General features: G+C 43.8%; 6 protein-coding genes and 1 pseudogene. 4 read left to right on the top strand and 3 right to left on the bottom strand.

All coding sequences use genetic code 11. The features are described 5' to 3' along the window. Positions 1-101: 101 nt before the first annotated feature. The 4 genes and pseudogenes from metE to F461_RS0108420 all read left to right on the top strand — a co-directional run bounded on the left by metE (position 102) and on the right by F461_RS0108420 (position 5,890). The gene (gene metE, locus F461_RS0108440) at positions 102-2,390 is read left to right on the top strand and encodes a 5-methyltetrahydropteroyltriglutamate--homocysteine S-methyltransferase (protein WP_020000719.1); all 2,289 of its coding nucleotides are present in this window, start codon (positions 102-104) and stop codon (positions 2,388-2,390) included. Positions 2,391-2,836: 446 nt separating this feature from the next. Further along, complete coding sequence (locus tag F461_RS0108435; protein ID WP_020000718.1) at positions 2,837-3,736, top strand: sensor domain-containing diguanylate cyclase; 900 nt, start codon at positions 2,837-2,839, stop codon at positions 3,734-3,736. 279 nt (positions 3,737-4,015) lie between these two features. Then, positions 4,016-4,576, top strand: a pseudogene (locus F461_RS19025) (sigma 54-interacting transcriptional regulator); the annotation flags it as partial. A gap of 414 nt (positions 4,577-4,990) precedes the next feature. Further along, a complete protein-coding gene (locus F461_RS0108420; RefSeq protein ID WP_020000715.1) occupies positions 4,991-5,890 on the top strand; it encodes a sensor domain-containing diguanylate cyclase in 900 nt (299 codons plus the stop codon). A gap of 228 nt (positions 5,891-6,118) precedes the next feature. Here the strand turns inward: F461_RS0108420 and F461_RS0108415 are convergent, their stop codons facing one another. From F461_RS0108415 to F461_RS0108405, 3 genes are read right to left on the bottom strand one after another with little or no spacing between them, the layout of a single operon-like run. Next, positions 6,119-7,108, bottom strand: a complete 990-nt coding sequence (locus F461_RS0108415) for a DUF4434 domain-containing protein (RefSeq protein ID WP_020000714.1) — start codon at positions 7,106-7,108, stop codon at positions 6,119-6,121. A gap of 10 nt (positions 7,109-7,118) precedes the next feature. Further along, entirely contained in the window at positions 7,119-10,796 is a 3,678-nt protein-coding gene (locus F461_RS0108410) for a tetratricopeptide repeat protein (protein ID WP_020000713.1), read from the bottom strand. Next, positions 10,796-13,045, bottom strand: a complete 2,250-nt coding sequence (locus F461_RS0108405) for a glycosyl transferase family protein (protein ID WP_020000712.1) — start codon at positions 13,043-13,045, stop codon at positions 10,796-10,798. The genes F461_RS0108410 and F461_RS0108405 overlap by 1 nt, the downstream gene beginning before the upstream one ends. Between the last annotated feature and the right edge of the window lie 20 nt (positions 13,046-13,065).

Here is a 13,065-nt window from a genome sequence, read left to right as displayed (position 1 = left end):
AAGATGTTTGGCACGTTATTTTGTGCTTGAATAGTACTTGCATTGCCCGCATTTCGAGTTGTCGTTGTTCCTTTTATTTTCCAATAAAAGGAGTAACACAGATGGAAAAACACATTCTCGGGTTTCCTCGTATAGGTGCCCACCGCGAACTGAAAAAGGCTCTTGAAGCCTACTGGCGTGGGGTTTCCTCCACATCAGAACTTTTGAGCGTGAGTCAGGACTTAAAGGAACGCCACTGGCGTATCCAACATGAAGCAGGTCTTTCTTACGTTTCAACCGGCGATTTTTCTTTTTATGACCATGTGCTCGACACAACAGCAATGCTCGGGGCAATTCCTGAGCGGTTTGATGTTGGTGGCTCCAGCACCACTTCCGATCTATCCACATATTTTCGTATGGCACGCGGGGACGCTTCCCGAAATATTCCGCCAATGGAAATGACCAAGTGGTTCAATACTAACTACCACTATATTGTACCGGAAATTACCGCTTCACAGCAGTTTACGCTTTCTTCAACTACATTGATTGACGATACTCGTAGAGCTATTGCCTGTGGCTATGTGCCAAAGCCTGTACTGGTGGGGCCTATTACGTATCTTTCTTTGGCGAAAGGTGTTGATGGGTATGACTGCTGGCAAAGCTTAGATGCCGTTATTGGTGTGTATAAAGAAATAGTTACCCAGCTTGATCCATTATGTCGTTGGATTCAGATTGATGAACCTATTTTATGTGCAGATATGTCTCCAGTTGCTCGTGAGGCGTTTTTACAGGCGTATGATGTGCTGAATGCATCAGTAAATTCTGCTGGCCTATTGTTGACAACATATTTCGATGCGTTGGACGACAATCTTGATATTGCCTTTGCCTCTGGCTGTGCGGGGGTACACGTAGATTTGACTCGTGGCGGTGCAAATCTAGATGCGTATATTGAAAAACTTCCTTCCTCGATGGCGCTTTCCATAGGCCTTATAGATGGTCGTAACGTGTGGAAGACCGACTACGAAAAGGTGCTAACGAAGGTGAATGGCTCTCTTGATGCTCTTCCTGCTGAAAGGGTGCTAGTGGGGTCCAGTTGCTCTTTGCTGCATAGCCCGGTTGACCTTGCGAGTGAAACAAAGCTTGATGAAGAGCTGAAGAGTTGGTTGGCCTTTGCCGTTCAGAAGTGTCAGGAAGTTTCTGACGTAGAAAACTTGTTGAGCGAACGTTCTGGAACAGGACGAACAGAGGGGGTTGCGATACTGGATCGAAACACTTCTGCAATTAATTCACGCCGCCTGAGCAGGCGCGTTCATAATCCGTTGGTGCAGGAACGTGTTAGCGCTATTGATGAAAAGATGTTTTGCCGCCAACAACCATATGAAGTGCGTAAGAACACACAAGCATGGCTCGACCTGCCACAGTATCCAACTACCACAATTGGCTCTTTCCCTCAGACTTCAGAAATTCGTGCTAAGCGTAGTGCATTTAAAAAAGGTATTCTGACTGAAGAGAATTATGAAGGTTTCATTAAAAAAGAGATTCAGCGCGTTGTGAAAGAGCAGGAAGCTCTGGGGCTGGATATTCTTGTTCATGGAGAACCGGAACGAAATGACATGGTGGAATATTTTGGACAGCAGATGGATGGTTTCTGTTTTACCAGCAGTGGTTGGGTGCAGAGCTACGGTAGCCGTTGTGTGAAACCTCCGATCATCTATGGCGATATAAGCAGACCAAATCCGATGACGGTTAAATGGATAACGTATGCGGCATCACTCACTCATAAGCATATGAAAGGGATGCTTACAGGGCCTGTAACAATTCTTTGTTGGAGCTTTGTGCGTGATGACATGGAGCGTGCGGATGTTTGCCGCCAGCTGGCTCTTGCAATTCGTGATGAGGTAAAGGATCTTGAAGATGCTAAGGTAAAGATTCTTCAGATTGATGAAGCAGCCTTTAGTGAAGGTATGCCTATCAAACAGAAAGATCGTGAAAAATATCTTGCATGGGCCGTGGATTGTTTCCGTCTATCAACTTCTTGTGTTGATGATTCAACGCAGATTCATTCTCACATGTGCTACAGCGAGTTTAATGACATTATTGGGTCAATTGCCGCAATGGATGCAGATGTAATCAGTATCGAAGCAAGTCGTAGCAAAATGGAGTTACTGGATGCGTTCAAGAGCTTTGATTATCCGAATGAGATCGGTCCGGGGATCTACGACATTCATAGCCCGCGTGTCCCAACCAAAGAGGAAATGGTCCAACTTTTGGAAGATGCGACAGCGTATATCCCAAAAGAACGTTTGTGGGTAAATCCGGATTGCGGCCTTAAAACAAGGGACTGGCCGGAATGTATTGCTTCCTTACGGAACATGGTGGCGGCAGCGCATGAAATGCGTAAGCGTGGATAATATAGAAAGATCTAATAAAGAGGATATATTATCTAAGATAGTTGCAAGGGCTATGTCGCGTAGAGTCGGTCTTCGTGAATTGTCTGGATGTAACTGATTGTTTTAGAATGAGATAATTTTGACATCGTTGTTGTCACTTTGAAGAATCGATTTTTTTTAGAAAAGAAGTGTCAGCTTGGGTGAATAAAAAGAAAGTTAATTTGATGTCGATATGATTAATCCCGCAATGAAAATTGCGGGATTTTTTGTTCTATAATCAGTGAGTTGTTGAAGTGAGAGCTCTGGCTGATTGTGAAATTATTCGCAGTCGTATTGGGGGGAGACGCTACTTTTAGCTCAATTTGGGGCAAATTATATATTATATATTGTTTATCTTGAAGAGGTAATTATTTTTTTGATATATGTAATGCGTTAGAGCGTAACAGATATGGGTAGGAGAGAAATTTATGGATCATGCTTTCTATGTAGATGTTTTGCATGCCCTTGCTGACGGTGTATATGTTGTTGATAAAGAACAGAAAATTATATTTTGGAATAAGGCAGCAGAAAGACTTACAGGGTATGGTTCGGCTGAAGTACTTGGTAAGAAGTGTGCTGATAACATGCTCTGTCATGTCAATGCTGAGGGGCAAGAGCTGTGTATGAGAGGTTGTCCTCTTGAGTTAACTATTCAGGAAGGCAAACTTGCAGAAGCTGCTGTTTTTATGCGTCATAAGAATGGGCACCGTGTTCCTGTAACGGTTAAAACATCACCTTTAAGAGACGATATTGGGAATGTTATTGGAGCTGTTGAATTTTTTTCTCTATCTCTTTCCCGGGAAAATTTTTTTTCAGAGTTTGAAAAATTACGTAAAGAGGCTTTGCTTGATAGACTCACAGGCGTTGGCAACAGGCGTTTCGCTGAAATTACTTTAGAGAACGTATGCAGCCAGTCAAAAAACATGAATGCTTCTTATGGAGTATTGTTTGTTGATATTGATTATTTTAAGCATATTAATGATACATGGGGGCATTTTGTGGGGGATGAAGTCCTTAGAATGGTTTCCAAGTCTCTTGATTCAGGATTGCGGATTTTTGATATCATATCTCGTTGGGGCGGGGAGGAGTTTTTGCTTATTCTCCCAAATATTACAGCCCAAGACTTGCTTATAGTAGGAGAGCGCTTGCGAATGTTGGTTGAAACAAGCTGGTATGAATATGAAGATACGATAATTAAGGTTACTGCATCCTTTGGTGGAGTCATTGCCAAGAATGGCGAAGAGTTACAATCTGTGTTGCAGCGGGCCGATAATCAGTTGTACATCAGCAAGGATAATGGAAGGAATCTGGTGAGTATTGAGAACTGAGAATTTAGTTGGGAAACCCCTGAGAGGGATGAATATCTATCATTCTGTTTTACGAGAACAAAATGTTTGAGTTCATTAAAATGAACTCAAAACATGATTGCTACTCAAAAAAAACTAAGTATGTGTTGCAAGCAACATTCTTAGGAGTAACTGCAAGTGGCAGACATCGACTTTATGAGCCTTGGAACATGCGTCAGAAGATATGGTTTCAAATTCATTGACACATGGGCAAGCCTCACAATTTCTGTTTCCGGAATTGAACCTACCGTTGGAACAACACTTTCCAGCCCTGCGATGCAGGCTATCTATAAAAAGATAAAACTTGTAGCGAACACGCGCTCCACAGTTTTAATATCAGGAGAAACAGGCACTGGTAAAAACGTTATTGCGCGTCTGGTGCATAACCAAAGCAACCGGCGTAATGGGCCTTTTGTCGTAGTGCACTGTGGCTCGTTGCCTGAAAATCTGGTTGAGAGCGAACTCTTTGGTCATGAGAAAGGTTCTTTTACAGGTGCTTACCGCAGAAAGCGCGGGAAGTTTGAATTAGCAGCAGGTGGCACCATCTTTTTAGACTAGATTGCAACCATACCTCCCTCCGTACAAATTCGATTATTGCAAGTGCTACAGGAGCGGGTAATTCACAGAGTCGGCGGGGAGGAGGATGTTCCAGTGGACGTTCGTATTATCGCTGCCGGTAACGAAGACTTATCTGCTTTGGTCGAAAGTAATAAATTTCGATCTGACCTATTCTATCGCCTGAATGTTTTTCCTATCGAAATCACTCCATTACGAGATCATATTGAAGATATCTCACTTCTGGCTGAACATATGCTTAATAGACTTGTGGCGGGCGCTCCTTGTATGCTGAGACTTCGTCAAAAGTCAGTTACGCGCCTGCTCGTTCTTTTTATGAAAAAAGTGGATTTGGTAGTGAAGCGTTACTGAAAGATTTTTATGATGTTGGTGATGATAAAGTTATTTACAGTCTGCAGTTATAACTGGTTGCCGCGTTAAAATTATTATTTCCGTTAAGAATTGATATCCCACTTTCCCTCTCTTTATTGGTAGGGATAGTGGGATATTTTTATATAACTGCCCGAATGTTATTTCGCCGCAGTCGTGTAGAGATTTCTTTGTTACTCAATGCTAAGAATATGACGAGTGCTCTGCTTCTTTGAAAGATGTAATTGCTTTTGGGGCTGCGCTGGATATTAATAGGTGAGTAACGTAACGCTTATGATTAGGGGGAGATTGATGGAAAAGGATTCGTATAAAGAAGCCCTACGTACTCTCGCTGGTGGTGTCTATGTTGTTGATAGAACACGTAAAGTTTTATTTTGGAACAACGAGGCGGAAAAATTGACAGGATATGCAGCTGAAGAAGTGCTTGGCCGATGCTGTCCTGAGAATTTGTTGCACCATGTTGACGCTGAAGGCAGAGCGTTATGCTTCGACGGTTGTCCCCTTACCGCCGCTATTGAAGAAGACAAGTTTTCAGAGGCCTCTGTTTTTTTGCATCACAAAAATGGGCAGCTTGTACCTGTGGTGCTAAAAGCTTCTCCTCTAAAAGATGGTAATGGAAACATAATTGGAGCTGTTCAATTTTTTTCAGTGGTGGTTTCGCGGGATGATTTTTTATCAGATCTTAAAAAATTACGTGAAATAGTGTTGCAAAACAAGCTGACTGGAATTGGTAACAGAGAATTTGGTGAAAATGTTTTAGATCGTGTTCGTTATCAGGCGATTAATGATAACTCTACTTATGGCGTATTGTTTGTTGGTCTTGATGATTTTAAGGATGTTAATGAAAGGTGGGGGTACTCTGCCGGGGATAATGTACTCCGTATGGCTGTCGATTCTTTTCTTTCAGAACTGCGGGAAGTTGATACGGTATCGCATTGGGGTGGAGGTGAGTTTCTACTCATTCTTCCTAATATTAGTACTGAAGAGTTGTTAACCATTGCAGAAAATATACGAAAGCTAATTGAAAAAAGTTCGTTGAAATATGAGGGAGCCATCATCAAGGTCACTGCATCATTGGGCGGAGTGGTTGCTGAGAAAGGTGAAGATATGCATTCTGTATTACTGCGGGCTGTTGATCAGATGCACGTGAGTAAGGACAATGGAAGAAATCGTGTGAGCATTGACAAGTAGTACTTTTGGCCTGCGTAAGATACTTTTATGAGACAGTTGTTACTTGTTGTCCTCCATCTATGCGGCAGCTTACCTTCAATTTATTATAAAAAAAGCCCTCAACGTGGAAACGGAGAGGGCTTTTTCTGGGGTATGGTCTTGACCTAACTAAGTAAAATGTCTCTACATGCCATGAGCATGAATTTAATGGTTCCAATGGAGGAAACGTTAGTTTTAAATTCCAGCACATTACTTGTTATGAAGTACTTCCTGAAGAAGCGCTTCGGCTTTTTCTCCGCCAATCGGACTCATGTATTCGGCAACGCTGAATAGCATTACGCCGTTTGGAGCAAATGGTAATTCTTCATGCAGTTGTTCACGGATGCGTTTCAGGGGTGCAGGTTCAGCGGTGAACTTGTCTCCTTCCAGCTGCGTAAATATTTCGAGTACTGGTTGGAGAGTGCAACACGCACCTTGCATTTCTTCTTGCATTTTTTTCAGGTAAAGCGGCACTTCTTTAACAGTCAGTTTCTTTACGCCCACTCCATCCTGAAATAATACACGTCCCACTCCTGTGGTGTCAGCTACAGTTCGCCAGAATTGTCCTAATCTTTCTGGTGAAGCCCATCCGTTGGAAAAGGCTGAGATGGACATAGGCTTATTGGGAACCAGAGTGCTTAGGTCTCCGTGGAGATCTTTAATAAAGGAACAAAGGATATCGGTATAGTTTTTGTCCAGCCATGTCCGATCATCTATTTCCTGAGAGACATACCAACCAGCAAAGGCTGGGGAACACTGTAGCTGCGGTGCAATGCGTTTAATTGCTTCAGCGGTGCCTTTGCGGATACGCATAAGGTGAACTTTTATCAGTTCCGGATCAGTTTCAATCCGCTTCCAGAAGGAGTTAAGGAACACTCCACCTATAGTAACATCCATACCGTTCTGTTCAGCATGTTCCATAATTTTACTGATGACAGATAGATCATACTCATATGTGTTTTTTTCATAATTATCCGAGGTGTCTTCATAGACTACCCACTGCACAATAATTTCAGAAAGCCCCAGACATCGATACGTATTAAAAAGAGTATCCCAAGTTTCGTTGTCCCATGTTTTCATGGCGTTTGTCGGTTGGAAAAAGGTTCCTGAAATGCCCTGCATAGCAAAGCCGGATGTCGGCAGAATGAAAGGCAAAATCAGAATACTAGCGGCCAGAAAGATACGAAGACGGCTTATCATAGTGTACTCTCTAGAAGTTTAGTCTTAAAATGACGCTTAATCCGTTATAGTCGTCACTAATGTTCTTTGTGTATTTGCCAATAGTGTACCGAAGCAGTACTTCCCACTCACGTTTGTAGGATTCGTATTCATCTTCACCTTCGAGCCAGCGGAGGGAAAGTGCCGGTCCGCCTTCAACGTGGCTAAGATTATTTCTATCAGGAGACTCTTCCTTGTATGTTGCATAGAGGTGAGGAGTAACCAGCAGCTCATCGTGTATGTTCCATGTCCAGCCCTGACGGCCGTGGATTAAAAAGGCCGTGCGTTTATCATCTTGAACATATGCATCGAATTCTGAGTATACAAAGGTGTAGTTCCAATTCGCTTCTGCGGCTCGCATAGCCCAGCCGTAGTCCCAGGAACCCATGGCTCTTAATAGAGTATTATCTTCAGCGTCCTCTCCAATTTTGAACAGCCGTTCTACACCCAAGGCAATGTTTGCTTCGGTAAACGGTTTGTAGCGCAGTCCTACGGCACCTTGGGTTGAATCTGCCTCAAAATCTACGATTCCATTTTTTTGGCGATTTGTACTTATTCGACCAATGATTTCAAAGATCTTTCCGTTTCGGAAACCGATTTTTGGTGGAATGTAACCGACTTCTACACCAGCGGTGTTATCAAGCACGCCAACCTGAATGCCCTGCGCATCTGTAATGAAGTTGTCGTCATCCGGTGAGTAGGAGTAAAAGCCGGTGATATCCCAGCGATTGGTGATGTACCGGATCTCTTCTTTGAAGTCATAAATCTTTCTTCTGAGAGATGCTTCTGTTTCATCAGGATAGAACGGAGCGTTATCAATAGACTTTTTAAACCACTCAACTGAAGCATCATTTCGGTAGAGTTGTTTGTTTATGTATGCAAGATCTTCGGTAAGGTTAATATAGTCAGGGTCTTTCTGTTGAATGTCTTCAAAGATAGTTGCCGCTTTTTCGAGTTTTTCGCTTTTGTAATATGCGTACCCAAGAGATATTCTATAGGCATCGGCAGGGTTTAGCTCGACAGCATCCTGATAGGACTCAATGGCTCCTTCGAGGTCTTCGGAACTTTCTTGAGCCTGACCCAGCAGGTAAAACTCTTCAGCGTTTGGTTTTTCAGCAATGGCTTTGCGGAACGATTCCTGAGCCTTGTCGAACTGATTTGTACCTTTATACACGCGGCCAAGTTCTTCGTAGTATAAGGCACGTGTGTCTTGCGTCTCCAGTTGTTCAGGATTGACCGTGAGCAGCGTCGCCCCGGCTGCTTCAAGATTACCGGACAGACGTTGTACCTGCCCAAGCTTGAAGGTGTTTAAGGGGCTAGGCGCAATGCATAATGCTTTTTCGTAATAGGTGATAGCTTTGGAGTAACTTTTTTCGACCGTATACAAGTAGGCCATCTGGCTATAGAAATCAGGCGAACTTTCCAGCACAGACTTAGGTGCGTTCCGTTCTACCTCTTTCAAGTAGTAAAGAGCCAGACCGGGCTTGTTAGCCTTTTCGTAGCAAACGGACAGAGCTGAATCCGCCTCATAGCCTACTCCAAGTTCTTTGGCACGTCTAAGTTCCTGAATAGCTTCAGGGTAATACTTAGCACGGTAGAGAGCCTGTCCTATATCCAACCGGAGGCGTGGATCTTCGCCACCAACGGCTATAGCTTGGCGCATGTAATTTACCCCGGTGTCAATTTTGTCCATGGATATATAAATATAGCCAAGATTAACGAGAAGGGTGCGGCGTTGTTTCGGGGTAAGATTCTTAGATTTAAGGGCCTTGCGGTATGCCGCGGCAGCCTCTTCCAATCTGCCTCGTTTAGAGAAGATGGTACCCATCATGCTTAATGCTTCAAAGTTGTCTGTACCGGATGAGTTATCAATATACCGCTTAAAGACTCGTAAGGCCTTATCGTACTGTTTCGCTGAATAATATGATTCACCAGCTCGTAGAAGAAGGGCTGTGTCTTTTCCCTTGGCTGCCTCGTAGGCTTTAAGATAAAGGTCACCGGCTCTGCTTAATTTGCCATGCAAACCTTCAATAGTGGCCATACGTTCCAAGATTATCATCGCATCGTCACCGCGTGCCTGACGACTGTCCAGAAGGGCATTATAGACTGTTAGAGCCTGCTCCCGCTGCCCGTCTTTTTCATACGCATTAGCAAGCAGCATTGAAACCTCAAGCTCCTGATTCTGAGCATAGAGCCTTTTCAGCGTCTTGATAGCATCTTTATATTCGCCGGCACGGACTTGTGTGCGCCCCAGAGCCAGTAAGGTTTTACGATTGTTGGGCTGTTCAGCTAATGCTGACAGGAAGGCTTGCCTTGCGGCAGGATACTGCTCATCATTATAGTACAGAAAACCCAGATCCTGCAGTGCGTTTTCTTGGTCTTCCGGTGAAAGAAGGCCGGAACTGACTGCCTTAGATAATTCGGAGATAGCTTCGGTTGTTTTACCAACTTTCGTATAGGCTGTCCCGAGCTGCATATGGGTCAGCGCCTTCTCCTGACCAGACTCTAACTCGGTAAGAAGTAACTTGTATGTTTCAACGGCCTTCGGCCACTCGCCGTTCAGCCCCTGAGCTGTTGCTAATGCACGCATAGCTTCAGCAGTCGGCAGAATTGCTAATGACTGTTCAAAAGCTTTAATTGCCATTTCATGGTGGCCTAATTTCATGGCCACGAAACCTTTTTGGGTAAGTAATTTAGCTTGTTGAGGTTTTGTTGTGGCAGCTTTGGTAAGATTGTCAAAAATTTCTATAGCCTGATCACCTTTACCAAGTTTTTCAAGAATAAATGCCTTGAGAAGCAAATGGGTTGATGCCTGTTTCTGTTTTAGAGACATATCAATCCATTGCAGAGCCTTGTCGTATTGCTTTGTTTCATAAGAAATTTCAGCCAGACGGTAGGGAATAGACGTCATTTTTGGATCAATGGCATGAGCTTCAATTAACATTGTTTGGGCCTTACCAAATGCACGCTCCTTCATAAGGATATCTGCCAGATCACTTAGTGCCACTAGACGGTCTTTACGGGAGAGACCAGCATCTCCTGTAATAGACAGAGCCTGTTCATAAGCAGCTCTGGCTTCAGCAGGACGTTTAGCACCCTTATAAGCCAAGCCGAGTACGTATGAGCGTTTTGCCGGAGAAAGAATGGAGCCTTCGTTCTCGATTATATTGAGCAGGAGCGCATAGTCTTTCTCTTTGATCAACAGGTTGACCGCGCTCACAAAGGCATTTTTCCGCGCAGCTTCTGTGAGATTACCTTTCTTGAGCGTCCCCAGTAAAAGATCCAGCGCTTCGGTATTGCGCCCAAGTTTTTGCAAAGAACTGGCTCCCAGCATAAGGGCATTAGCATTGTCAGGGAGGCTTTTCAGAACTTCCAGGGCTTGGACCGTTGTTTCAGCATATTGCCCCTGATCATACAGCACTTGGCAGTAATCTAGGCGCACCTTTGCATCGCTGGGATCGACTTCCAGAGCTTTCACAAATTCTATTGCTGCCTCTTTAAGCTTGCCTTCTTTAACATATTGGTATGCCTTATCTTTGTAAGGGTATACCTTGATGTCGGTGATTTGCTGTTTTATCCAGCCTTTTTTATCTGCAGCATCTTGCGCGGAAGCCGCGCACGCGGTGGAGAGTAACAGTAGTAAACTGAGGATAGAGATGAATCGATACATTAATTGATCTCCCAAGTGCTTAGGAAGTGATCAAGGTTATCCGGTGAAATAACTCCTTGTTCGATGAGTATTTCACCCAATAACGGGCAGCTGTCTTGTTGCTCGGTAAGGGCAATATTCAATTGTTTGGCATTGATATAGCCTTTGCCTAATAAAAATTCACCTATTCTCTTAAATTCATCTTGTGCTAAAAATTCACTGTTAGCTTTGGCAAAAGTTTCTTCTGTTATGGCTTGTTGGCGAATCAGGACTTCGCCTAAAGGATGGTATCGACGCCTTTGAGCGCGAAGAGCTTCAGCAAGTTGTTCTGAGGAAATTTGTCCCTCATCAACAAGCTTTTTGCCAAGGAAATCAGATTTTTTTAATGTCAATCGTCGCTCATAGCCTCTCCGAATAGCGAAGGAAATGTCACTCCGCGTTGCGAGACGCAATGCTATGAAATGACCAAGCTCCTGTTCAAGGTCACGCAGGGACGATTCATCAATTATTTCGTTTGTGGCGACAATGAGTTGTCCGCCTTCTACGGCAAGCGGATACACATTATATTTAACGGCTGATTTGAAAGGAACCAAATCCAGTAGTTCAGGCGGAGTACTGTAAGGATCAATATCCTGCGTCGCTACTTTGAATTGTACTCCTAGAGTCTGAACGAGCTGATCTTCAGTAATATACCCAAGTTCGATAAGGACTTCCCCCAGCCTTTTGTTTGTTTTCTCTTTTATTTCCAGTGCGTGGTCTAATTGTTCAATGGTTAAGAAGCGTCGATCAAGGAGCAGGTCGCCCAGTTTGCGGCGGTAAGCGCGCAATTCTTCTTCGGAAGGGTATACATGGTCTGTTTTGTCCCATGTAAACTTTTGTCCTGTGGAACGTATTTTAATGTATTTTGAGATAGCTTTGATCGTGGCAATAAAGTTGATAATGTTGCCCCAGAACAGGCGCGGAACAGATAGAATTCCCTGAAACCAGTCGTACGTGCGCACTACGAACAGAATACGCATAATGATTCGCCAGAATAAGAAAAAGAGACAAATGAAGATTACGGCGGTCATCCATGCGGAATCATCTACTAACGGTGGAAGTCGATAAGCGTTAGTCAGAATGTTATAGGTGAGCAGCACCAAAATCAGGACGAACAAAATGTTACCTATGAAGTTGGCAAGGTTGGTCACAACTGCTTTGCGGTCACGCCATAACATGTACCGTGACGGCAAGCCGCCATGCCACCCGAGACTCTTCCAGCCTTGGAGAGAGATTCCCATAACCCATCGTGTTTTTTGCCGTACAGAGGATTTGAATGTATTAGGGAAGTATTCGCGGATGGATATGAATTCTTTTACCTGTTTTTGTTTTGGCTTGCGTGTAAAAAAGTCTTTGACCATTTTATTTCGCCAAACCCACTGGCGTACAAAAGCTTGTTTGAAACCAAAGTCCTTAATTTTTAGACCGAATTCGTAATCCTCGGTAAGCGAGTTAGTGTCGAAAGGTTGATGGTCTCTTTCTTCAGCGATCGTTTTTATGGTATTACGGCTGACTGCTGTACCTACGCCGGCTGAAGGCAGAGAGCCCGTGAGGGCTTCGCGCACGATGAGGTCACGGGTATGGTTTTCGGCAAATTCATCGATATAGTGGTTGCCTGTGAAATTAGTCCAATGCCGTGGCATAGGATGTACTGGCAACTGAACCATATCGAGCTTTGGGATGATATAGTTACACAGTTTCAACTGGAGTGGATGAAGAATATCTTCAGGATCTTCCATAAGAAAGATATCATATTTTTTGTTATTATCTTTTTCAAAAGCGAGTATGCCCGCATACAGCCAGTTGAGACAATCTGCTTTACTGGTAGGACCGTCATTCGGGGTAACAATGCGCTCCACATTGCAGTATTTTTCGCGCACCAGATCTACTTCCCGCTGGGTCGCCGGATCATTCGGGTACGTTCCTACAAAAATGGTGTAGTTACTGTAGGTCACAGTCTTGATAGTGTTTTCCAGCATGCGCCGAATTACAGCAGATTCATCCCAGCAGGGGATCATAATGGCAACAGACTGTTCCGGTTTGGCTAATAATTGTTCTTCCGTAAGTCGCTTGTAGTGATTTGTTATGAACAGCCGTCGGTAAGCTCCTCGGAAGATGTAGCAGAGGTCGATGAAGAATTCATCTATGCCACTGATGACAAATATGAATGCAACCCCAATAAAGATGATCTTAAGTACCAAAAATAAAATTATGCCTACTTCGTTTAACATATAAGTCCCATAATTATTTG

The sequence above is a fragment of the Halodesulfovibrio aestuarii DSM 17919 = ATCC 29578 genome (assembly GCF_000384815.1).
Taxonomy (GTDB): domain Bacteria; phylum Desulfobacterota; class Desulfovibrionia; order Desulfovibrionales; family Desulfovibrionaceae; genus Halodesulfovibrio; species Halodesulfovibrio aestuarii.
The sequence above is the reverse complement of the archived record's forward strand: the minus strand, read 5'-3'. Positions and strand labels throughout refer to the sequence as shown.

Bases quoted from the DNA above. Each gene is read 5' to 3' on its own strand.
- F461_RS0108410 (WP_020000713.1), bottom strand. From the start codon at position 10,796: ATGTATCGATTCATCTCTATCCTCAGTTTACTACTGTTACTCTCCACC.
- F461_RS0108420 (WP_020000715.1), top strand. From the start codon at position 4,991: ATGGAAAAGGATTCGTATAAAGAAGCCCTACGTACTCTCGCTGGTGGT.
- F461_RS0108405 (WP_020000712.1), bottom strand. From the start codon at position 13,045: ATGTTAAACGAAGTAGGCATAATTTTATTTTTGGTACTTAAGATCATC.
- metE (WP_020000719.1), top strand. From the start codon at position 102: ATGGAAAAACACATTCTCGGGTTTCCTCGTATAGGTGCCCACCGCGAA.
- F461_RS0108415 (WP_020000714.1), bottom strand. From the start codon at position 7,108: ATGATAAGCCGTCTTCGTATCTTTCTGGCCGCTAGTATTCTGATTTTG.
- F461_RS0108435 (WP_020000718.1), top strand. From the start codon at position 2,837: ATGGATCATGCTTTCTATGTAGATGTTTTGCATGCCCTTGCTGACGGT.